This is a genomic window from Micromonospora sp. NPDC048986, from assembly GCF_040649335.1.
Lineage (GTDB): Bacteria > Actinomycetota > Actinomycetes > Mycobacteriales > Micromonosporaceae > Micromonospora > Micromonospora alfalfae.
On the sequence record NZ_JBEZFJ010000012.1, the window covers coordinates 39,533 to 60,663 of the forward strand.

Annotated in this window: 26 protein-coding genes; 11 read left to right on the forward strand and 15 right to left on the reverse strand. The window is 71.5% G+C overall.

Going from position 1 to position 21,131, the window contains the following annotated elements:
* Nucleotides 1–101 precede the first annotated feature (101 nt).
* The 6 genes from AB0B94_RS23380 to AB0B94_RS23405 form a co-directional block, all read right to left on the reverse strand.
* Nucleotides 102–266 (reverse strand): hypothetical protein, encoded by a 165-nt coding sequence (locus AB0B94_RS23380; RefSeq protein ID WP_357283903.1) that lies wholly within the window; start codon nt 264–266, stop codon nt 102–104.
* The gene (locus tag AB0B94_RS23385; protein WP_357283906.1) at nt 266–478 is read right to left on the reverse strand and encodes a helix-turn-helix transcriptional regulator; all 213 of its coding nucleotides are present in this window, start codon (nt 476–478) and stop codon (nt 266–268) included. Before AB0B94_RS23385 ends, AB0B94_RS23380 begins: the two co-directional genes overlap by 1 nt.
* Nucleotides 478–912: a DUF2975 domain-containing protein gene (locus AB0B94_RS23390; protein WP_238662171.1), complete on the reverse strand. Its 435-nt coding sequence runs from the start codon at nt 910–912 to the stop codon at nt 478–480. The genes AB0B94_RS23385 and AB0B94_RS23390 overlap by 1 nt, the downstream gene beginning before the upstream one ends.
* A gap of 105 nt (nt 913–1,017) precedes the next feature.
* Complete coding sequence (locus AB0B94_RS23395; RefSeq protein WP_357283910.1) at nt 1,018–1,620, reverse strand: YdeI/OmpD-associated family protein; 603 nt, start codon at nt 1,618–1,620, stop codon at nt 1,018–1,020.
* A 220-nt stretch (nt 1,621–1,840) separates the two neighbouring features.
* Nucleotides 1,841–3,091, reverse strand: coding sequence for a DUF222 domain-containing protein (locus tag AB0B94_RS23400; RefSeq protein WP_357283914.1), 1,251 nt, complete (start codon nt 3,089–3,091; stop codon nt 1,841–1,843).
* A 78-nt stretch (nt 3,092–3,169) separates the two neighbouring features.
* The gene (locus AB0B94_RS23405; RefSeq protein WP_357283917.1) at nt 3,170–3,358 is read right to left on the reverse strand and encodes a hypothetical protein; all 189 of its coding nucleotides are present in this window, start codon (nt 3,356–3,358) and stop codon (nt 3,170–3,172) included.
* 85 nt (nt 3,359–3,443) lie between these two features.
* Here AB0B94_RS23405 and AB0B94_RS23410 point away from each other — a divergent pair, with 85 nt between their 5' ends.
* Nucleotides 3,444–3,740, forward strand: coding sequence for a hypothetical protein (locus tag AB0B94_RS23410; protein ID WP_357283921.1), 297 nt, complete (start codon nt 3,444–3,446; stop codon nt 3,738–3,740).
* 16 nt (nt 3,741–3,756) lie between these two features.
* On the opposite strand, the gene ligD is transcribed toward AB0B94_RS23410, so the two are convergent.
* The gene (gene ligD, locus AB0B94_RS23415; RefSeq protein WP_357283924.1) at nt 3,757–4,794 is read right to left on the reverse strand and encodes a non-homologous end-joining DNA ligase; all 1,038 of its coding nucleotides are present in this window, start codon (nt 4,792–4,794) and stop codon (nt 3,757–3,759) included.
* Between the two features lie 47 nt (nt 4,795–4,841).
* Here ligD and msrB point away from each other — a divergent pair, with 47 nt between their 5' ends.
* Complete coding sequence (gene msrB, locus AB0B94_RS23420; protein WP_030336225.1) at nt 4,842–5,246, forward strand: peptide-methionine (R)-S-oxide reductase MsrB; 405 nt, start codon at nt 4,842–4,844, stop codon at nt 5,244–5,246.
* A 29-nt stretch (nt 5,247–5,275) separates the two neighbouring features.
* On the opposite strand, the gene AB0B94_RS23425 is transcribed toward msrB, so the two are convergent.
* From AB0B94_RS23425 to AB0B94_RS23435, 3 genes are all read right to left on the reverse strand, one after another.
* A complete protein-coding gene (locus AB0B94_RS23425; RefSeq protein ID WP_357283928.1) occupies nt 5,276–5,899 on the reverse strand; it encodes a DUF305 domain-containing protein in 624 nt (207 codons plus the stop codon).
* A 63-nt stretch (nt 5,900–5,962) separates the two neighbouring features.
* Nucleotides 5,963–6,703: a lytic polysaccharide monooxygenase gene (locus AB0B94_RS23430; RefSeq protein WP_238671881.1), complete on the reverse strand. Its 741-nt coding sequence runs from the start codon at nt 6,701–6,703 to the stop codon at nt 5,963–5,965.
* Nucleotides 6,704–6,809: 106 nt separating this feature from the next.
* Entirely contained in the window at nt 6,810–7,088 is a 279-nt protein-coding gene (locus AB0B94_RS23435) for an isoamylase early set domain-containing protein (RefSeq protein ID WP_238671880.1), read from the reverse strand.
* A gap of 157 nt (nt 7,089–7,245) precedes the next feature.
* Here AB0B94_RS23435 and AB0B94_RS23440 point away from each other — a divergent pair, with 157 nt between their 5' ends.
* The 4 genes from AB0B94_RS23440 to AB0B94_RS23455 all read left to right on the forward strand — a co-directional run bounded on the left by AB0B94_RS23440 (nt 7,246) and on the right by AB0B94_RS23455 (nt 9,852).
* Nucleotides 7,246–7,506 (forward strand): Prokaryotic metallothionein, encoded by a 261-nt coding sequence (locus AB0B94_RS23440; RefSeq protein ID WP_091400670.1) that lies wholly within the window; start codon nt 7,246–7,248, stop codon nt 7,504–7,506.
* Nucleotides 7,507–7,581: 75 nt separating this feature from the next.
* Nucleotides 7,582–8,037 carry a GNAT family N-acetyltransferase gene (locus AB0B94_RS23445; protein ID WP_357283935.1) on the forward strand — a complete coding sequence of 152 codons (456 nt, stop codon included), beginning with the start codon at nt 7,582–7,584 and terminating at the stop codon, nt 8,035–8,037.
* Nucleotides 8,038–8,155: 118 nt separating this feature from the next.
* Nucleotides 8,156–9,280 carry a lytic polysaccharide monooxygenase gene (locus AB0B94_RS23450; protein WP_357283939.1) on the forward strand — a complete coding sequence of 375 codons (1,125 nt, stop codon included), beginning with the start codon at nt 8,156–8,158 and terminating at the stop codon, nt 9,278–9,280.
* Nucleotides 9,281–9,372: 92 nt separating this feature from the next.
* Nucleotides 9,373–9,852, forward strand: coding sequence for a GNAT family N-acetyltransferase (locus tag AB0B94_RS23455; RefSeq protein WP_357283944.1), 480 nt, complete (start codon nt 9,373–9,375; stop codon nt 9,850–9,852).
* 163 nt (nt 9,853–10,015) lie between these two features.
* Here the strand turns inward: AB0B94_RS23455 and hemQ are convergent, their stop codons facing one another.
* Genes hemQ through hemE form a run of 3 tightly spaced genes read right to left on the reverse strand, consistent with a single transcriptional unit; the run spans nt 10,016 to nt 13,227 of the window.
* Nucleotides 10,016–10,717: a hydrogen peroxide-dependent heme synthase gene (gene hemQ / locus AB0B94_RS23460; protein WP_124815204.1), complete on the reverse strand. Its 702-nt coding sequence runs from the start codon at nt 10,715–10,717 to the stop codon at nt 10,016–10,018.
* A complete protein-coding gene (gene hemG, locus AB0B94_RS23465) occupies nt 10,714–12,123 on the reverse strand; it encodes a protoporphyrinogen oxidase (protein ID WP_357283951.1) in 1,410 nt (469 codons plus the stop codon). The genes hemQ and hemG overlap by 4 nt, the downstream gene beginning before the upstream one ends.
* Nucleotides 12,124–12,129: 6 nt before the next feature.
* Nucleotides 12,130–13,227: a uroporphyrinogen decarboxylase gene (gene hemE, locus AB0B94_RS23470; protein ID WP_357283954.1), complete on the reverse strand. Its 1,098-nt coding sequence runs from the start codon at nt 13,225–13,227 to the stop codon at nt 12,130–12,132.
* Nucleotides 13,228–13,376: 149 nt separating this feature from the next.
* On the opposite strand from hemE, the gene AB0B94_RS23475 reads away from it, so the two are divergent.
* The 5 genes from AB0B94_RS23475 (at nt 13,377) to AB0B94_RS23495 (ending at nt 20,002) form a co-directional block, all read left to right on the forward strand.
* A complete protein-coding gene (locus AB0B94_RS23475) occupies nt 13,377–13,949 on the forward strand; it encodes a DUF3000 domain-containing protein (RefSeq protein ID WP_357283958.1) in 573 nt (190 codons plus the stop codon).
* A 221-nt stretch (nt 13,950–14,170) separates the two neighbouring features.
* Entirely contained in the window at nt 14,171–15,499 is a 1,329-nt protein-coding gene (locus AB0B94_RS23480) for a ribonuclease D (protein WP_357283962.1), read from the forward strand.
* A gap of 259 nt (nt 15,500–15,758) precedes the next feature.
* The gene (locus AB0B94_RS23485) at nt 15,759–16,955 is read left to right on the forward strand and encodes a thiolase family protein (protein WP_357283965.1); all 1,197 of its coding nucleotides are present in this window, start codon (nt 15,759–15,761) and stop codon (nt 16,953–16,955) included.
* The gene (locus AB0B94_RS23490; RefSeq protein WP_357283969.1) at nt 16,952–19,012 is read left to right on the forward strand and encodes a 3-hydroxyacyl-CoA dehydrogenase NAD-binding domain-containing protein; all 2,061 of its coding nucleotides are present in this window, start codon (nt 16,952–16,954) and stop codon (nt 19,010–19,012) included. Before AB0B94_RS23485 ends, AB0B94_RS23490 begins: the two co-directional genes overlap by 4 nt.
* Before the next feature lie 171 nt (nt 19,013–19,183).
* Nucleotides 19,184–20,002, forward strand: coding sequence for a hypothetical protein (locus AB0B94_RS23495; RefSeq protein ID WP_357283972.1), 819 nt, complete (start codon nt 19,184–19,186; stop codon nt 20,000–20,002).
* A 161-nt stretch (nt 20,003–20,163) separates the two neighbouring features.
* On the opposite strand, the gene AB0B94_RS23500 is transcribed toward AB0B94_RS23495, so the two are convergent.
* Both AB0B94_RS23500 and AB0B94_RS23505 read right to left on the reverse strand, forming a co-directional pair.
* Nucleotides 20,164–20,583 (reverse strand): VOC family protein, encoded by a 420-nt coding sequence (locus tag AB0B94_RS23500; RefSeq protein WP_357283977.1) that lies wholly within the window; start codon nt 20,581–20,583, stop codon nt 20,164–20,166.
* Nucleotides 20,580–20,999: a VOC family protein gene (locus AB0B94_RS23505; RefSeq protein WP_357283980.1), complete on the reverse strand. Its 420-nt coding sequence runs from the start codon at nt 20,997–20,999 to the stop codon at nt 20,580–20,582. The genes AB0B94_RS23500 and AB0B94_RS23505 overlap by 4 nt, the downstream gene beginning before the upstream one ends.
* Nucleotides 21,000–21,131: the final 132 nt, after the last annotated feature.

Genomic DNA, 21,131 nt, shown 5'->3' on the forward strand with positions numbered 1-21,131 from the left:
ACGACCATCAAGACAGGCCACCTACCGGGAAAGGTTCGCGCCCGTTACATGATCGTTATTGCGGGAGGGGTCAGCTCAGGCCGGCCAGCGCGCCTGAGCGGTTAACTGCCGCCTCGGAGGTTGCGGATGCCGAACGCCACCGCGCCGAGTACGAGCACGACGCCGAGGAGTTGGAGACCCGGCGAGTCGTCGGCCTCGCCGTGCACGATCCCGGCGACACCGAGGGCGACCACGAGAACGGCGGCGACGGTCAGGACGTACTTCATCAGTTTTCCTCCTCGACCCACTCCAGCAGGTCTCCGGGTTGGCAGTCGAGCACTCGGCACATCGCTTCGAGAGTGCTGAAGCGGACCGCCTTGGCGCGGCCGTTCTTCAGCACCGCCACGTTGGCGGGGGTGAGCCCGACGCGCTCGGCGAACTCGCCGACGCTCATCTTGCGCTTGGCCAACTCCACGTCGATGCGGACGACGATGGGCATCAGATCACCGCTTCCATGTCGGTCCGCAGGGTGGTGGCCTGCCGCAACAGCGCCCGCATCACCACCATGAGAAGCCCCAGCACGCTGACACCCACCGTCAGCAGGAACAGCAGCAGCGGCAGCCCTGGGTCGTCGGCGTTGAACCCCACGTAGAGGAAGACACCCACGAGCACCAACCACGCGGCGGCGATGGCCCAGACGATCGCGTCCACCCACTTCAGGGACGCCTCGGTGAAGATGCGGTCGCTCTTGACCAGGCTGAGCAACTTCCAGGTCGCGACGATGACGACCTGGACGCACAGCACCCAGAACACCGCCACGACCGTTGCCGGCCACCTCAGGTAGGCGTCCTGCGGCGATTCCTGGGCCATGTGGGCGAACTGCCCGGGCAGGGAGAAGGTCTGAAACAGGACCAGGACCCCGAACAGCACCACGAGGAAAACTCTGAGAGCGGCAACCGCTCGATGCTCTGCAACCATGCATCGAGTTTCGCTCGTTACCTATCGAAAGTCAATCGGTTGCTTCAAGGTCGACGCCCCTCACGACGACGTCGGCTTCGCCTTCTGGGGATAGAACGTCTCGTGCCGGGCCAGCATGGCGACGAATTCGCCGATCTTGCGCTCGCGGGTCTCCGCCCGCTTGACGGCGTTGAGGCGATGAATGAGAGCGAACCGGTTGGCCTTGGTGAGCACGTCGAGCATGGCCTGGGCGGCGGGCTCGGCGGCGATGGCGGCGAGCAGGTCCGCCGGCACCTCCGCCTCCGACGGCGGGGCGTAGGCGGCTGCCCACCGCCCGTCCGCCTTCGCCGCATCCACAGCGGCGCGGCCCGCCGGGAGCATCCGCCCCTGCTCCTCCAGCCGCGCCACGTTGGCGACGTTGCGTTGGGACCACGAACTGCGCGACCGACGTGGGGTGAACCGGATCCAGGAGGACTCCTCATCCCGCTTCCGGGCCTGCCCGTCGATCCAGCCGACGCACAGGGCCTCGTCGACCGCCTGCTGCCAGGTCAGCGTGGTGACGGTGCCGCCCTTCCTGGTCAGCGCGAGCCAGACGCCGGGGGATGTGGCGTGGTTTGCCGACAACCACACGCGCAGGGCGTCGGCGTCCGCGACGATCAGCTCATCCAGCTCGGCGCTCGTCATGCACGCAAGCTATCCGCCGGGTCCGACAGCCGGTGACCACCGTGGGACTCGATCAACGCCGTCGGCGGCAGCGACCGCGCGGTCGTAGAACTCGTCTGGTCCCACCGCCATGCGGCGTCGCACCGCCATGCGGCAGAGACTGGCACGACAAGATCCACCTGATCGACTGATCGACTGACTGACGGCTGCGGCTGCAGCGGCGGCGGCGGTGAAACGCGCCCTACGTTCGTCGGTGGTAGTGGTTGCGGCGCGGAACCTGCTCGGGGTCGAGCCAGGCCGGCGGCACGAACTCCGGATGGTCGTCGTCGCCGAGCCGGACCACCCAGTCGGCCTGATGGACGTGCCGGTGGTGGTGGCCGCAGAGCAGCACCGCGTTGTCGAGGCTGGTCGGGCCGCCGTCGGCCCAGTGCCGGATGTGGTGGGCGGCGCACCATCGCGACGGCCGGTCGCAGCCGGGGAAGGCGCAGCCGCCGTCGCGCAACACCAGCGCCCGCCGCAACGGCCCGGTGATCAGGCGGCGTTGCCGGCCCACGTCCAGCACCTGGCCGGCGCCGCCGAGCACTGCGGGCAGGATGGCGGCGTCGCAGGCGAGCCGGCGAACCGTGTCCGGGGTGAGCCGCAGGCCGATGTCGAGGGCACCGGCGCCCAACTGCCGCGCCAGCCCGTCATGGTCGGTGGTAACGACGATCTGGGCCGGCTCGCCACCGTTGTCGGGCAGTTCACCGGTACGCAGCGCCAGCCGGCACACGTCGGCGAGGGCATCGTGGCGGCGCTGGCCGGCACAACGGGTGTCGTCCGGCCCCGCGGGTGCGCTCAGCGGGTCGATGACGGCACGCAAGAGTGCCGCGGCCTCCGCGTCGAGGGTGCCGCTGAGCCGTAACCGCCCGCCGGTCTGCTCGGAGATGGTGACGTGCCGATCGCGGGAGGCCCGGGCGGCCTCCGCAGCCAGGGCCGCCGCAGCGGCGGCGTCACCAAGGTCGGGAGCGACGTGGTCGAGGATGCGGGTGCCGAGTTTGCGCAGCAGGGTGGGGTCGAACTGCCCGGCCCACTCGACCAGCACACCGACTGCCTTGTCGGCCGCCTCGGCGCCCGCCGACGCCGTCACCGTGGCGGCCGTGTCGGCGACGACCCGGGCCTGCTCCACGCTGATCGCCCCGCTCGCCAGGGCATCGCGCACAGCGGGCGGGGCCACGTCGAGCGAGGCGGCGAGACCGACCAGCCGACGGGCGGCGGAGACGTCGAGTCGCAGGCGGTGGCGCAACCACACCGTCGTCGAGGAGGCACCCTGCGCGAGCGCGGTGCCTCGACCGTCCAGCTCACGGACCACCGCCAACTGCGCTGCCGCCAGACGTTGCTGTAGCCGGTGGGTGGTGTCGAGCGCCGCGATCAGATCACGCTCGCAGAGGGCCCAGGCCGGGGCGTCGACGCAGGCCGCCACCACACTCTCCGCCCGCACCAACTCATCGATCACGAGCAAAACCTAGAACAGGTGTACGACAACTTCCGCCCGCCGCGCAACCACGCACGGGTTACACGAACCGCTGATCAATCAGCTGGTCGAGGTCTCCGGCCGGTGCTTCTCCAGCCACGCCTCGACGTCCGACTTCCGCCAGACCTTGCCCATCGCCAACACGGCTACAGGCTCCCGGAAGTTGCGCTGATTGGCGATCACCGAGGCGCGCTGCCGCGACACATTCCCGAGCATCGCCCGGATCTCCGCCACGCCAACCAAGTCCACACGTTGACAATGACAGCGGCACTGTCCTCCGACTCCGACAACTACGGAGTCTATTGACAGCAGCAAGGCGGCGCACCATCGAGGCATGCCTTCGCCGAACAAGTCGCTGGCCCATCACCGCCAGCGGAGGGCGATCCGCCCCCATACCCCGATGCGCCCACTGTGGTTGTGCCGCGTCTGTGCGGCTGCCTGGCCGTGCCCACCGGCCCGGCTGCTGCTCACCATGGAGTACCGGCGGGACCGGGTGGCGCTGTCGATCTACATGGCCAGCCAACTGTTCGACGCGACAGCCGACCTGCTCAAGCTCAACCCCGACCCGCGACCCGACCCACGGGAGCTGTTCGACAGGTTCCTGGCGTGGACGGGTCGGCAGCGCCTGTGAGGCAGCGGTCGGTCAGTCAGGCGCTCTCTTCGTCGGGGGTGCGCTTGGCACGGCTCGGCTGGACCCGCTTGGGTTCGCCGGGCATCTTCGGATGGTCCGGCGGGTACGGCAGGTCGCCCTGGCCGGCCGCGGCGTCCCGCTCGGCCCACTCCAGCAGCGGGGTGATGTCCCACGGCGCGTCGTCGATGCCGGCGTGCGGATCACCTCGCTCGGCGAGCCGGGCCGGCACGGTGCGCAGGTCGAAGTCGTCCGGGTCGACGTCGGGTAGCTCGTCCCAGGTGACCGGGGTCGAGACGGTGGCCCGCGCGTTGGCCCGCAGCGAGTACGCGCAGGCGATGGTGCGGTCGCGCGCCATCTGGTTGAAGTCGACGAAGACCCGGGTGCCGCGCTCCTCCTTCCACCAGGCGGTGGTGACCAGGTCGGGGTTGCGGCGCTCCACCTCCCGGGCCAACGCGATGGTGGCCCGGCGCACCTCGGTGAACGTCCAGCGGGGTTGGATGCGCAGGTAGACGTGCACGCCCCGGCCGCCGGAGGTCTTCGGCCAGCCGGTCGCGCCCAGTTCGTCGAGGAGCGCGCGGACCTCGCCGGCGGCCCGCGCGGCGTCGGCGAAGTCGGTGCCGGGTTGCGGGTCCAGGTCGATTCGCAGCTCGTCGGGGCGGTCGACGTCGGCGGCCCGCACGGGCCACGGGTGGAAGACGATGGTGCCCATCTGCGCCGCCCAGGCCACGTGCGCCAGATCGGCCGGGCAGAGTTCCGCCGCGCTCCGTCCGCTCGGGAAGGTGATCTGGGCGGTCGTCACCCACTGTGGCACCCCCCGGGTGGGCACCCGCTTCTGGAAGAACGCCTCGCCTTCGACGCCCTCGGGGAAGCGTTGGAGGGTGGTCGGCCGGTCCCGCAGGGCGCGCATGATCCCGTCGCCGACGGCGAGGTAGTAGTGGAAGACGTCCGCCTTGGTGAACCCCCGCTGCGGGAAGATCACCCGATCCGGACTGCTCAGCCGGACGGTGTGCCCGGCCACTTCGACCTCGGCGGCCGCAGCCTTGGTGCCACCCATCCCGCGACCTTATGCCACGCCCCCGACGTTCGACGTACCGTTGGGTGGTGAGTCTTGACGACAACGAGCTGCCCCGTACCGACGAAGAGTGGCGGGTCCGACTGACCCCCGAGGAGTTCCACGTTCTACGGGAGGCCGGCACCGAACGCCCGTGGACGGGCGAGTACGTGGACACGAAGACCCAGGGGGTCTACCACTGTCGCGCCTGCGGGCTGGAGCTGTTCTCCAGCGACACGAAGTTCGACTCGCACTGCGGCTGGCCGAGCTTCGACGACGCCATCCCGGGCCGGGTCAAGGAGATTGAGGACCGCAGCCTCGGCATGGCCCGTACGGAGATCCGCTGCGCCCGCTGCGACAGTCACCTCGGGCACGTCTTCCACGGCGAGGGCTTCACCCCGAAGGACACCCGGCACTGCGTCAACTCGGTCTCCATCAAGCTGGAACCCCGCTGACCAGAGCGCCGGTCAGGGCGTGACTGCTCTCACCGCGTACCCCTGAGCAGCTCGACCTCGGCGGTCCGGGACTGCTCGATCCGCCGGGCCAGGTCGCGGACCCGCTCGTTGCGGCCGACGCCGACGTGGGATCGGGCCAGGTCGGCAGCCGATCGCTGATGGTCGGTGAGCACGTCGCGCAGCACGCGGTCGATGTCCGCGTCCGGCGCGGTCCGCAGCCGGTCGAGCGCGGCGTCGTCGCCGTGCCCGTCGTGGTGGTGTGCGGCCGCGCTGGCACCCGGCCCGGTCGTGGGCAACCAGCCGCGCATGGCGGCCAGTTCGTCGGCCTCGGTCGCCTCGACGGCGGCGGCCAGGGTGCGCAGCGCGTCGTCGCGCACCCGGTCCCGGGCCAGCCGGACGATCTGGAGGGTGCGTTCGCTGTGCCCGACCATGGTGCTCAGGAACACCACGTCGATCCCGCTCATCCCGTCCGCCGCGATCGCGGACCCGGCACCCGGGGGCCCGACGCCCGCGTCCCCGGCCGCAGTCGGTCCGGCCGGGGAGGCGGGAGCCGGCTGCGGCAGGGCCGGCGGGCTCGACGTGGGCGGTCCGGCGCAGGCTCCGGTGACCAGCAGAGCCGCGACGAGGGACACCAGCGGGGTACGGCGGGGCATGCCGGTTGCTCCGTTCACGCGAGAGCGGCGACACGGGTGCGACCAGGGGCCGCACCCGTGCGGTCAGACCTGGAGCCAGAGCGCCGGTACGTTCGGCGGCTCCCAGCCCGGGATCGCGGTGTGCGCCTGCCGGCAGCGGTACGTCGCTCCGCCGTAGGTGACCTGGTCGCCGACCTGGTAGGCCCGGCCCGTCGTCCAACTGCCGCCCGGCGCTGGCGGAGTGGTCGGCGTCGCGGTCGGGGTGGGCCGTGGGGTGGGTGAGGTGGTGGGGGTGGGTGTCGGGTTCGACCCTCCGCCGCCGATCTGCACGTCGATGCAGGAGTAGAAGGCGTTCGCCGTGTCGGAGATGTTCCACACCGCGAGGATCTTCTGCCGGCCGGAGAAGCCGCCGAGATTGACGTTGTGCGACACGGTGGCGCCCGGCTGCTGGCCGTTGCCGTTCACCACGCCGACCCGGGTGTTGCCGATCCAGTACTCCCAGTTGCTGGTGGCGTGCCGGGCGGTGTTCACCCAGGTGAAGGTCAGTGAGCTGCCCACCGAGGTGGCCGGCCAGCCCCGACTGTCGTCGTTGAGGACGGCGAACTGGGCGATTCCGGCATTGCAGCTGCGCAGGCCCTTGGGCCCTTCGACGCTCTGCGGCTCGTACTTGATCTGCCCGCAGTCGGGCACCCGGCCCTGCGCGCAGAGCGCCTGCCGGCTCGGTGGGGCGGAGACGTAGCCGTGCGCCTGCGCGGGGGCGGCGACGGTGAGGGTGGCGGCGACGGCGCCCGCCGCCACCAGCGGGATGGTGATTCTTCGACGCATCGGGGCAGCTCCTTCTCCAGGTGCGGTGAGGTGCCCCTCAAAGTAATTTAAACATTGTTAACAGTAAAGACTCTCATCGATAAATACATCGATGGCGGCAGTTTTTCTAACCGAGCCGGAGCAGGCTGCCCCGGTCGTCCACCTGGTCGGCCGACTCGTCGTCCAACCAGACGCCGCCGGTGCCGAGGTAACGGAAGCGGTGCTCCCCCGGCGGCAGCTTCACCGTCACCGTCCTGGTGCCGTCGCGGCGGGCCACCAACTCGTGTCGACCAGGCTGCCAGCCGTTGAAGGAGCCGACGACGCTCACCGGGCCGGGCGGGACATCGCGGGGCAGACAGAAGGTGACCCGGGTCTGGTTGCCGAAGAGCCTGTTGCGCTTGATCACGGTGATCCTCCCGGGGGTTGCGGCGGTTCACCTGGCACAACGGGCAACACGCCGACGCCGACACGCCGCCGCAGTGGTCAGGCATCGACGTTCCGCCCTCGAGGTGAAGCCGCCTGGGGGATTCTGTAGGCACTTGTCCGCTTAGAGGAGGTTTTCGGTGGCAACCTGCGAGGTCTGCGGCAACGACTACTGGATGGCGTTCGAGGTGCACACGGTCAGTGGCGACGTGCACACCTTCGACTCGTTCGAGTGCGCGATCCAGCGCATGGCACCGATCTGCGAGCACTGCCAGGTCAAGATCGTCGGGCACGGCGTCGAGGTCAACGGCCGCTTCTTCTGCTGCGCGCACTGCGCCCGCGCCGTCGAGGGCGCGGTGGGCGCCGAGATCCGCGACGCCGTCGGCGCTCGCCCGGCCTGACCGCGCCGGCGCGGCCACCTACCCCGTACCCGACCGGGCGGACCCAGGTGAACAGGCCCGACCTACCATCGGTGGGTGCCCCAGCAGACCACCGAACTCCGGACGGCCTCCTTCGCCGACCTGACCGCCCGCACCCTCCACGACCTGCTCAAACTGCGCATCGACGTGTTCGTGGTGGAGCAGAACTGCCCGTACCCGGAGCTGGACGGGCGGGACGTCGAGCCGGGCACCCGGCACATCTGGCTCACCGACGGCGGCGCACCGCTGGCGTACCTGCGGATTCTGGCCGACCCGGACGGTGTCGCCCGGATCGGTCGGGTCGTGGTGGCCCCGGCGGCGCGCGGCGGCGGACACGCCGGCCGGCTGATGACCGCGGCGCTGGAGGTGGTGGGCAACCGGCGGTGCGTGCTGGAGGCCCAGTCGCACCTGGTCGCGTTCTACTCCCGGCACGGCTTCGCGGTCAGCGGCCCTGAGTACGTCGAGGACGGCATCCCGCACACCCCGATGCGACGCGATGCCATTGACGGCTGACGATCGAACTGGCATGGTGCCGGGTAGCGCCATCGCGGGAGCCAGCGATTAGGCACGGGAGTGGGCAACTCCCGACGATCCGGGTGTCGACGTCCGACCTCATCCCCCCGGGGGCTCCATGTTCACTCTCACCCGATCACGACGTGTGCTCTGGCTGTTCGCCGTCGCGGCGACCGCCACGCTCCTGTCGGCGACCGCACTGACCACCATCCTGGCCAAGCCCGCCTCCGCGCATGGTTCGGTCGTCGACCCGGCCTCGCGCAACTACAGCTGCTGGCAACGCTGGGGCGGTGACTTCCAGAACCCCCGGATGGCCACCGAGGACCCGATGTGCTGGCAGGCCTGGCAGGCCGACCCGGCCGCCATGTGGAACTGGAACGGCCTGTTCCGCGAGGGTGTCGGGGGCAACCACCAGGCCGCCGTCCCCGACGGCCAACTGTGCAGCGGCGGACGCACCCAGAGCCCTCGTTACAACGCGCTGGACACCGTCGGCGCCTGGAAGACCACATCGGTGTCGAACAACTTCCGGCTGCGCTTCTTCGACCAGGCCAGTCACGGCGCCGACTACATCCGGGTGTACGTGACCAAGCAGGGCTTCAACTCCGCCACCCAACCGCTCGGCTGGGGGAACCTGGAGCTGGCGGGCCAGATCGGCAACACCCCGGCCTCGCAGTGGGACCAGGACACCGGTGGTGTCTCGATCCAGATCCCGGTCAGCGCGCCGGGACGCACCGGACGGCACATCGTCTACACCGTCTGGCAGGCCAGCCACTTCGACCAGTCGTACTACCTGTGCAGCGACGTCGACTTCGGCGGCGGGTCGACCAACCCGCCCACCACGCCCCCGCCGACGACCCCGCCGACGACCCCGCCGCCGACGACCCCGCCGCCCACCACCCCGCCGCCGACCACGCCCCCGCCGAGCACCCCGCCGCCGGCCGGTGCCTGCACCGCGACGTACCAGGTGACCGGTCAGTGGTCCGGTGGCTTCCAGGCCGACGTGAAGGTGACCGCCGGTGGTTCACCGACCCGGGGCTGGTCGGTGAGCTGGAACTACGCCAACGGCCAGCAGGTCACCTCGTCGTGGAACGCGACGGTCAGCAGCAGCGGCACGCAGGTCACCGCGCGCAACGCAGCGCACAACGGCACCCTCGCCGCCGGAGCGAGCACCACGTTCGGATTCCTCGGCTCGTGGAACGGCAGCAACCCGGTTCCGCTGGTCTCCTGTACGACGACCAGTTGACCCCCGTCCGGCGCCGCACCCGGGCGGGGGTGCGGCGCCGGCCGGCGGGATATGCGGTGGTGCCGGCCAGTCCGTCCGGGCACCATTCCCGCATGATCGAGATCATGGTGCTCACCCCCGACGACTGGCCCACCTGGCGTGAACTGCGGCTGGCCGCCCTCACCGAGGCACCGGGGGCGTTCGGCTCCCGGCTCGCCGACTGGCAGGGCGACGGCGACCGCGAGCAACGCTGGCGCGACCGGCTGAGCATCCCCAGCTCACACAACCTGGTGGCCGTCCTGGACGGGCACCCGGTCGGGATGTCGAGCGGTGTGCCCACACCGGATCCGCTGATGATGGACCTGATCTCGATGTGGGTGCACCCCGACGCCCGCGGCACGGGAGTCGCAGACCGCCTGGTGAACGAGGTGGCGCAGTGGGCCCACGAGCGCGGCGCCACCCGGCTGAGGCTCAACGTCAGGCTCGACAACGCGCGAGCGAAGGCCCTCTACCGCCGCGCCGGCTTCCGGATGACCGACGAGCCGGGCAACCTGACGCCCGACGGCGAACAGGTCATGCTCCGTCCCCTCTAACCCAGCCGCGCCGCACCCCCGCCCCACCCTCCCGCGATCTTGCACTTTCGGTCGCCCGATCGCGGCTTATGCCCTTTTCGCCGGGACAGAAACCGCAAGATCGGCGAGGGCGGGGCGGGGCGAGGGGCGAGGGGCGGGGGCGGGGCGGGACGAGGGGCGGGGGTCAGACTAGGCAGTTGACGATCTCGGCTACCGAGCGACGGCGGCCGGTGTAGAACGGGACCTCTTCGCGGACGTGTCGGCGCGCGCCGGAGGCGCGCAGGTCCCGCATCAGGTCGACGATCCGGTGCAGTTCGTCGGCCTCGAAGGCGAGCATCCACTCGTAGTCGCCGAGCGCGAACGAGGCGACGGTGTTGGCCCGCACGTCCGGGTAGCCGCGGGCCATCTTGCCGTGCTCGGCCAGCATCTCGCGCCGCTCGGCGTCGGGCAGCAGGTACCACTCGTAGGAGCGGACGAACGGGTACACACAGATGTAGGGGCGAGCCTCCTCACCGGCCAGGAACGCCGGAATGTGACTCTTGTTGAACTCCGCCGGCCGGTGCAGCGCCATCTGCGACCACACCGGGGTCAGCGCCCGACCCAGCGTGGTGCGGCGGAACCGCAGGTAAGCGTCCTGGAGCGCGTCGGGGGACGCGGAGTGCCACCAGATCATCACGTCCGCGTCGGCGCGCAGCCCGGAGACGTCGTACACGCCCCGGACCACCACGTCCTTGCCGGCCAGCTCGTCGAAGAGGGACACCACCTCGCTGGTGACGTTGTCCCGCAGCGACGGCAGCGGGGAACTGGCCCGGAACACCGACCACATGGTGTAGCGGATGCTGTCGTTCAGCTCCCGCAACCGGGCCGCGTTGGTCTGCTCGGTCATCTCGCCGATCCTCCCAGTGCTGTGATGATCTCTTCGGCCGCCGTCTCGCCAGAGCGGACGCAGACCGGGATGCCGACGCCGTCGTAGCCGGCGCCGGCGAGGACCACTGTGGGGTGCGCCGCCCGCAGCGCCGCCCGCGCGGCGGCGAGCCGGTCGGCGTGCCCCGGCGCGTACTGCGGCAGCGCACCGCCCCACCGCTGCACGTGCCCGTCGACCGGGGCGGGCAGCGGGGTGCCGAGCACCGCCGACAGCTCCCGGTGCACCGTGGCCGCCAGGTCCGCGTCGGGGCGCTGAAGGTGCGCCTCCTCGCCGTAGCGGCCCACCGAGGCGCGCACCAGTGCCAACCCGTCCGGCTGGCGCAGGTGCCCCCACTTGGTGGTGAAGAAGGTCGCCGCCTTGATCAGCAGGCCCTCGGTGCTCGGCACCAGCAAGCCGGACAGCTCGGGCAGGCGCGGTTGCGGCAACGCCAGGGTGACCAGCGCGACGCTCGCGTAGTCCAGCGCTCCGACGCCCGCCGCCACCGCGGGCGCGGGCCCGGCGAGCAGCCGCGCCGCCGGTCGCGCCGGCACCGCCAGCACCACCGCGTCCACGTCGACCAGCACAGGGTCACGGGTCGGGCCGACGGTGAGCCGCCAACCCGCGTCGGTCGCTGTCAACTCGCGCACTGCGGCGTTTCGCCGTACCGTCGCGCCGCTGGCCGTCACCGCCGCCTCGACCAGGGTGCTCAGCCCACCGGCGAGGGTCCCGAAGACCGGGGCGCCGGGCGCACGCGGTGCGGCGGCCTGGGCGGCCCGGACCGCACCGACCAGTGTGTGCTCCACCCGGGCCGCACGGGCCAGCGCCGGCATCGTCGTGACCAGGGAAAGGTCATCGGCGCGGCCTGCGTACACGCCGCCCAGCATCGGGTCGACCAGCCGCTCGACCACCTCGTTGCCGAAGCGGGACCGGACCAGCGCGCCCACCGAGACGTCAGCGTCCGGCCCGACCAGCGGCCGACCGCCGTCGGTGTCGGCGTCCGCGGCCGGGCGGGCGACAGTGGCCACCCGATCCAGATCCCCGGGTACGCCCACCAGGGTGCCGCCCGGGATGGGGCGCAGCCCTCCGTCGATGACCAGCGCGGCCTGCCCCACAGTGGGGTGCACGATCTTCTCGGCCAGCCCGAGCCGGCGGGCCAACGCCACCGCCGCGCTCTCGGCGCCGGTCGGGCCGCGCATCAGGAACGACTCCGCGCCGAACTCCACCGGCTGGCCGGCCAGCTCCCCGGTGCGTAGCTTCCCGCCGAGCACGCCGGACTGCTCGTACACGGTGATCTCGGTGCCGGCCGGTGCGCTGTCGCGCAGGCGGACCGCGGCGGCCAGACCGGCGATCCCGCCGCCGACCACCGCCACCCGCCAGGGCCGCCGCATTCCCGGTCAGCCCTGGTCGGCTCGGCGGCTGGACAGCTCGTGCACCAGCGCGACCACCCGGGTCAACACCTCCGGGTCGGTCTCCGGCAGCACCCCGTGGCCGAGGTTGAACACGTGCCCGGGGGCCGCCCGGCCCTGCTCCAGGATGCGGCGCACCTCGGCCTCGACGACCGGCCACGGCGCGAGCAGCACGCACGGGTCCAGGTTGCCCTGTACCGCCTTGTCCGCGCCGATCCGGCCGGTGGCCACGTCCAGCGGCGTACGCCAGTCGACCCCGACCACGTCGGCCCCGGCCTCGCCCATCGCGCCGAGCAGCTCGGCGGTGCCCACCCCGAAGTGGATCCGGGGCACCCCGGCGTACGCCAACCCGCTCAGCACTGTGGTGGAGTGCGGCAGCACGAAACGGCGGTAGTCGGCCTCGGAGAGCGCGCCGGCCCACGAGTCGAACAGCTGCACGGCGGAGACGCCGGCCTCGATCTGCACCCGCAGGAAGGCCAGCGTCACCTCGGCCAGTCGGGCGCAGAGCGCGTGCCACAGCTCCGGATCGCCGTACATCAGGGCCTTGGTCTTCGCGTGGGTGCGCGACGGCCCGCCCTCGACGAGGTAGCTGGCCAGCGTGAACGGCGCACCGGCGAAACCGATCAGCGGGGTGTCCCCGAGCTCGATCACCAACTGCCGGACTGCCTCGTCCACGTACGAGACGTCGTCGCGGGTGATCAGGCGGATCCGCTCCACGTCGGCGGCGGTGCGGATCGGCTCGGCGACCACCGGGCCGGTGCCCGGCACGATGTCCAGGTCGACTCCGGCCGCGGCGACGGGCACCACGATGTCGCTGAACAGGATCGCCGCGTCCACGCCGTGGCGGCGCACCGGCTGGAGGGTGATCTCGGTGACCAGCTCCGGGCGCCGGCAGGACTCCAGCATCGGCACGCTCGCCCGGATCTCCCGGTACTCCGGGAGGGAGCGGCCGGCCTGGCGCATGAACCAGACCGGGGTGTGCGGGACGGGCCGACGTCGGCAGGCCCGGATGAAGGGCGAGTCGGCCGGTCCGCCGGGGCGGGATTCTCCGTCTCGGGCGACAGTGCCCGTGGTGTCCGTGGTCATCGCCGCAATCGTGCCACGCCCACCACCTCCGACAGGGTGGGGGTGAGAGGAAGGGCACCGTTCCTTACCTCGGCGTCGAAGCGAGGGCCCCTCGGTGAGCGTCGGCGCGCCGTCGAAGCGGGGGGCGGGCGTCGGCATAGGCTGCCGACATGGCCCCCCCGATCGCGCTCCCGGAGACGTTCGCCCGAGCGGTCGCCGGGCTGCGGTCGGCCGCCCCTCGGCCGGAGATCACCCTGGAGGAGGTCGGCGCCCCCCAGCGGCTGGCCCCGTACGCGTTCGCGCTCGCCGCGACAGTGCTGCGCGATGACGACGAGGTGGCGACCGGCCGGCTGATCCTGCTGCACAACCCGGTCGGGCACGAGGCGTGGCAGGGCACCCTGCGGCTGGTCACCTACGTGACCGCCGAGTTGGAGGTCGATCTGGCCGCCGACCCGCTGCTGCCAGGGGTCGGCTGGACGTGGCTGACCGACGCGTTGGACACCCAGGACGCACGCCATCGGGCGATCGGCGGAACGGTGACGCAGACCATGTCGACCCGGTTCGGCGATCTCGCCGGCCCGCCGACCATCGGTGACATCGAGATCCGCGCGTCCTGGACGCCGATCGACGACGATCTGACCCCACACCTGCTCGGCTGGTGCGCGTTGCTCGCCTCCACCGCCGGTCTCCCCCCGCCCGGCGTCACCGCCCTCTCCGACCGCCGCCCGGCCGGCGCTGCCTGACCAGCCCTCACCCCACCAGCCCTGCCCGCCCGCACCGCCTTTTCCGCGTCGACCATGGAGTGGTGGTGGGCGAAAGATGGCGTTTCGTGGCATTTGCGGGGCACCACAAGTCCATGATCGACGGGGTGGGACCGGGCACCCGGGACATCTTGTGGACACCTCTTGGACACACGCCGGACCGGCTGCACCCGCCGGATCTCCGCGCGCACTAGGGTTGGCAGGTGACCGACGAACCACCCCTGCGCCGTCGGCCCACCGAAGAACTTCCGGGAAACGCACCCCAGCACCCGCCGTCGGCCCAGCCGCAGCCGGCGGGCGAGGGGGCCGACCCGGCCGACGGTGGGCCCGTTCCGCTGATCGCCCCGCGTGACGGCACCCCCGATCCGGTGGCCGCCCCGGCCGAGCTCGCCGAGGTCGTGGCCCGCTTCGCAGCGGGCACCGGCCCGGTCGCGCTGGACGCCGAACGGGCTTCCGGCTACCGCTACAGCCAGCGCGCGTACCTGGTGCAACTTCGCCGGGCCGGTGCGGGCACGGCGCTGATCGACCCGCTGCCCCTGCCGGACCTCAGCGCGCTGGACGCGGTGATCGGTGAGGCCGAGTGGGTGCTCCACGCGGCCAGCCAGGATCTGCCCTGCCTGGCCGAGGTCGGGTTGCGTCCACGCCGACTGTTCGACACCGAGCTGGCGGCTCGGCTGGCCGGGTTCGAACGCGTCGGGCTGGCCGCGCTCACCGAGCAGCTGCTCGGGTTCACGCTGGAGAAGCACCATTCGGCGGCGGACTGGTCGAGCCGACCGCTGCCCGAGTCGTGGTTGACGTACGCCGCCCTCGACGTGGAGCTGCTCACCGACCTGCGCGACGCGCTGGACGCCGAGTTGACCCGGCAGGGCAAGTCGGCCTGGGCCGCTGAGGAGTTCGCCGCACTGGTCCGCACCGGGGCACGCCCGCCCCGGGTTCGGGCGGAGCCGTGGCGGCGCACTTCGGGCATCCACCGGCTGCGGGGGGCGCGGGCCCAGGCCCGGGTCCGCTCGATGTGGTACGCGCGGGACCAGATCGCGGCCCGGCGGGACGCCGCTCCCGGTCGGGTGCTGCCCGACTCGGCGATCATCGCCGCGGCCGAGCTGGACCCGAAGGACGAGAAGACCCTGCTGACCCTGCCCGGCTTCGGTGGCCGGTCGGTCCGTCGGCTGGCCCGCACCTGGCTCGCCGCGCTCGACGACGCCCGGCAGCTACCGGAGGATTCCCTGCCGGTCTCCCCCGCGGTGGAGGGCCCGCCTCCGCCGCACCGATGGGCTGAGCGGGACCCGGTGGCGGCCGGTCGGCTGGCCCGCTGCCGGGAGGTCGTGATCCGCATCGCCGGTGAGCACAACCTTCCGCCGGAGAACCTGATCACTCCGGATTCGGTCCGCCGGCTGGCCTGGACCCCGCCGGAGGAGATCACCGAGGAGTCGGTGGCGGAGACCCTCCGCGGCCTCAACGCCCGCGAGTGGCAGATCGGCCTCCTCATCCTCGACCTGACCGAAGCCCTGACCCCCAAAACCCCACCCCCCTAACCACCCACCCCACCCCACCCCACCGCGGTCGATCATGAAGTTGTTGCCATCGGGACCGGCGTGTCCCGACAACAACTTCATGATCGACGGGAGCTGGCGGATTGGGGGTGGTGTGGGGTGGGCCACAGGCGGGGGTGGGGACGGGTTTGGTTACTGGCGAGTAGCATCCGAGGGAAACGTGCCCGTGTCGGCGACCCTTGTTCCGGTCCGGCGTGCCGCCCGGCGCGAAGGCCGAATCACGGTCGAATAGGAGGCTCAAGTGCCCCGTGAAGTTCGCGACGTCGTCTTCGTCGACGGCGTCCGCACCCCGTTCGGCAAGGCGGGTGGCATGTACGCCAACACCCGCGCCGACGACCTGGTGATCCGCTGCATCCGGGAACTGCTGCGTCGCAATCCGCAGCTGCCCCCGGAGCGGGTCGAGGAGGTCGCCATCGCGGCCACCACCCAGATCGGCGACCAGGGCCTCACCATCGGCCGCACCGCCGCCCTGCTGGCCGGACTGCCCAAGACCGTCCCCGGCTTCGCCATCGACCGGATGTGCGCGGGGGCGATGACAGCGGTCACCACAGTGGCCAGCGGCATCGCCATGGGCGCGTACGACATCGCCATCGCCGGTGGCGTCGAGCACATGGGCCGCCACCCGATGGGTGAGGGCGTCGACCCCAACCCGCGCATCATCGCGGAGAAGCTGGTCGACCCGTCCGCGCTGGTGATGGGCGCCACCGCGGAGAACCTGCACGACCTGGTCCCGCACATCACCAAGGCACGCACCGACGCGTTCGCGCTCGCCTCGCAGCAGAAGACCGCCAAGGCGTACGCCAACGGCAAGCTCCAGGACGACCTGGTGTCGATGTCCATCCGCGACGCGGAGGGCGGTTGGGGCCTGGCAACTGTCGACGAGGCCCCGCGGGACACCTCGATGGAGAAGCTCGGCACCCTGAAGACCCCGTTCCGCCCGCACGGCAAGGTCACCGCGGGCAACGCGGCCGGCCTGAACGACGGCGCCACCGCGAGTCTGCTGGCCGACGAGGCCACCGCCCGCGAGCTGGGCCTGCCAGTCGCCATGCGGCTGGTGTCGTTCGGCTTCGTCGGAGTCGAACCGGAGGTGATGGGCGTCGGCCCGATCCCGTCGACGGAGAAGGCGCTGCGCCTCGCCGGGCTCAGCATCGACGACATCGGCCTGTTCGAGCTGAACGAGGCGTTCGCGGTGCAGGTGCTCGCCTTCCTGGACCACTTCGGCATCGCCGACGACGACGCGCGGGTCAACCCGTGGGGCGGCGCTATCGCCATCGGTCACCCGCTGGCCTCCTCCGGCGTGCGGCTGATGACGCAGCTGGCCCGCCAGTTCGCCGAGCACCCCGAGGTCCGGTACGGCCTCACGGCGATGTGCATCGGCATCGGCATGGGCGGCACTGTCATCTGGGAGAACCCGCACTGGGAGGGTGGCAACAAGTGAAGGCACCGAACGAGGTCGTCACCCGGGCGCTCCTGCGCCAGGTGAACGTGCCGGGGCTGGACCGGCCCGCCGCCCTGATCACGCTGGACAACGGCTTCGACCACACCAAGCCGAACACCTTCGGCCCGGGTGGGTTGGCCAGCCTGGACGAGGCGATCACCGCCGCGCTCGCCGCCGACCCGGCGTTCATCGCGGTCACCGGCAAGCCGTACATCTTCTGCGTGGGCGCGGACATCGTCGGCCTGCCGCAGCTCGCCGATCGCGCGCAGGCGCTGGAGATCGGCCGGCTCGGCCACCGGGTCTTCGCCCGGCTCAAGGACAGCAGCGTCCCCACCTTCGCGTTCGTCAATGGCGCGGCGATGGGCGGTGGCCTGGAGCTGGCGTTGCACTGCCACTACCGGACGCTCTCCGGCGGCGCGGCAGCCCTCGCGCTGCCCGAGGTCTCCCTCGGTCTGGTGCCCGGCTGGGGCGGCACCCAGTTGCTGCCGAACCTGATCGGCATCCCCGCGGCGACCCAGGTGATCATCCAGAACCCGCTGATGCAGAACAAGATGCTCAAGCCGAAGCAGGCTGCCGAGCTGGGCATCGCGGACATCCTGCTGGAGCCGGCGGACTTCCTGGAGCGGTCCCTGGAGTGGGCCGCCGGCGTGGTCCGGGGCCAGGTCACAGTGACCCGACCCGCCGTCGACAAGGACATGTGGGCGGGCGTGCTCTACTTCGCCCGGGAGACGCTGAACCAGCGGCTGCACGGCGCGGTCCCGGCCGCGTACAAGGCGCTCGACCTGCTGGAGACGGCGAAGGACGGCGACTTCGCCGCCGGCACCGCCGCCGAGGACGAGGCCCTGGCCGACCTGGTCTTCTCCGAGGAGCTACGCAGCGGCCTGTACGCGTTCGACCTGGTGCAGCGGCGGGCCAAGCGCCCGGCCGGCGCACCGGACAAGGGCCTGGCTCGCACGATCACCAAGGTCGGCATCGTCGGCGCGGGTCTGATGGCCAGCCAGCTGGCGCTGCTGTTCGCCCGCCGCCTCCAGGTGCCGGTGGTGATGACCGACCTCGACCAGTCCCGGGTGGACAAGGGCGTCGGCTACGTGCACACCCAGATCGAGAAGGCCGTCACCAAGGGCCGGATGGACAAGGGCACCGCCGCCAAGCTGTACGGCCTGGTCAGCGGCGTTGTCGACAAGAGCGCCTTCGCCGACGCGGACTTCGTCATCGAGGCGGTCTTCGAGGACCTGGGCGTCAAGAAGCAGGTCTGGGCCGAGTTGGAGAAGATCGTTTCTCCGGAGGCGGTGCTCGCCACCAACACCAGCTCGCTGTCGATCACCGAGATGGCCGCCGAGTTGGAGCACCCGGAGCGGGTGGTCGGTTTCCACTTCTTCAACCCGGTGGCGGTGCTGCCGCTGTTGGAGATCGTTCGGGGCGAGCGCACCGACGACGTCACCCTGGCGACCGCGTTCGCCGTGGGCAAGCAGCTCAAGAAGTCGAGCGTGCTGGTCAAGGACGCTCCGGCGTTCGTGGTGAACCGGCTGCTCACCCGCTTTTTGGGCACCGTCTTCGCCGCCGTCGACGCGGGCACTCCGCTGGACGTGGCGAACAGCGCACTGGACCCGCTGGGCCTGCCGATGCGTCCGCTCGCCCTGCTCCAGTTGGTCGGGCCGGCCGTTGCGTACCACGTGGGCGGCACCCTGCACGCCGCGTATCCGGACCGGTTCGGGGTCAGCGAGAACCTCAAGCGGATCGCCGACTCCGGGCAGCCGATCGTGGTCGACGACCAGGTCAACGAGGAGGTCGCCAAGCTGCTCGTGGTCGGTGACCAGCCGCTGACCGCAGAGCAGGTACGCCAGAACGCCCTCGACGCGCTCGCGCAGGAGATCCGGCTGATGCTGGACGAGGGTGTGGTCGCCGAGGCGCAGGACATCGACCTGTGCATGATCCTGGGCGCTGGCTGGCCGTTCCACCTGGGCGGCGTCACGCCGTACCTGGACCGGACCGGCACCTCCGAGCGGGTCACCGGCCAGCGGTTCCTGCCGGCCGGTGCGGCGAGCCTGCCGGCCTGACGAGATCGCAGCACCACAGTCGCGGTGGTCGGACCGTCCCTGGTGGACGGACCCGGCCACCGCGACCGTTTGTGATCAGAGAACTGCTGGGTGCGGTTTTCGCGGGTACGACGGGGGGCGCCGCGCCGGGTTGGGATCACGCGTTTTGCACCCCCATCTTGGAGCTGACTGATGTCCCAGCCGCCGGCCAATCCCTACGGCCCGCCGCACGATTCCCCCGACCCGTCGCAGCAGCCGGGCCAGCAGCCTGGTGGCTGGCCGCCGCCGCAGCAGCAGGGACAGCCGCAGCAGCCCGCTGGCTACCCACCCGCGCAGCCGGGCTTCCCGCCCGCGCAGCCCGGTTTCCCGCCCGCGCAACCGGGTCAGCCGTACGGTGACCCGAACCTGGCCGGCGGCCCGCCCCCGGCGAAGAAGTCGAACGTCGGCAAGATCGTGCTGATCGTGTTGGCGGTGGTGCTGGTGCTCTGCGTCGGCGGCGCGGCGATCACCTGGCTCGTCGTCAAGGACGACGTGGGCGCCGTGGTGGACGCCAGCAAGACCCGGGTGGTCGCGCCGGCCACCCTCGCCGGCCGGCCGAAGCTGACCAACCCGGAGCTCCAGAGTGCTGCCGAGCAGGCGGTCGCCGGGATGAAGACGGCGGCGGGGAACGAGACGAGCACCATCGCCGCCTTCTACGGCGACCCGACCAAGCAGGACCTCGTCATGATCGCGGGCGTCTCCGGGCTGCTGTCGGACCCGAAGAAGGAACTCGACGCCTATGTGGACGGCCTGTCCAAGCAACTGACCGTGGACACGATGACGGCAGTCGACGCCGGCCCGCTCGGCGGCGAGGCGCGCTGCGGCGACGGCAAGGCCGCGACCGTGCCGCTGGGCATCTGCGTCTGGGCCGACCGGGGCAGCCTGGGCATGGTGGTGATGTACTTCAAGTCCGCCGACCAGGCGAAGGCCGAGTTCACCACGATCCGGGGCCAGGTCGAGCAGCAGTCCTGATCCGTGCGAGACCGGGGCCCCGGCCACCCTCGGGTGGCCGGGGCCTCTGTTGCTCTGCTGAAGCGCGCCGACCGGCCGCAGTTGGCACGGCGGCCACTAGCGTGGCACCGGGCGCCGGCCACGCGAAGGTGGCCGACGCCCGGTGCCGCGTACGTCGACTGTCAGGCCGGTTCGGCACCCGCCGCCGCCGCCCGCGCCGCTGCCGCTGCGGCCCGCTCGGCGGCGTTGCCGAGCACGCAGAACTCGTTGCCCTCCGGGTCGGCGAGCACCACCCAACCACCGCCGGTCGGGCCGACGTGGTCGGCGACGAGCCTCGCGCCGATGCCGAGCAGCCGCTCGACCTCCTCGGCCCGGGTGCGGTCGGCGGGTTGCAGGTCCAGGTGCAGCCGGTTCTTCACCGACTTGCCCTCGGGCACCGCGATGAACAGCACCTCCGGGCCGCCCGGCGGCAGGAGCATCGCCTCCGGGTCGCCGGGGAAGTCGTCGGGCTGCCGGGGGCAGTCGAAGACCTGCGACCAGAAGCCGGCGAGGGCGTACGTGTCGTGACAGTCAATGCTGATGTTGTGAATCGTCGAACTCATGCCTGGTCCTCCACAGTGGTGTCGACCCGCTCCCCGGCGCTGCGGAGCACGCAGAACTCGTTCCCCTCCGGGTCGGCGAGAACCGCCCAGCCCGTCCCGTCGGTGCGCCGCTGGTCGGCGACCATCGTGGCCCCGAGGCCGAGCACCCGCTCGACTTCCTCGTCGCGGGTCCGGTCGACCGGTTCCAGGCAGATGTGGACCCGGTTCTTGGTCACCTTGTCCTCGGGCACCGCTTGGAAGAACATGTTCGGCGTGGCACCGTCCGGCGGCAGCAGGGCAGCTTCCGGGTCACCCGGAACGTCCTGCGGGAGCCGGGCGTAGCCGAGCACCGCCGACCAGAAGCCGGCCAGGGTGTACGTGTCGTGGCAGTCGAAACTGATGTTGCGGATCCGTGGATGCACGGGTGGTCTCTCCATCTTCGGATGGGGACGCTCCGCCGCCGGGGGTCAGCCTGCGAGGACCCGGGGTGCGGAGCCTTGACTGATGGACATCGCGCACCCCCTTCCACTCTCCGAGCTGACCCGGCGATCTTGCCACCGGCCGCGCGG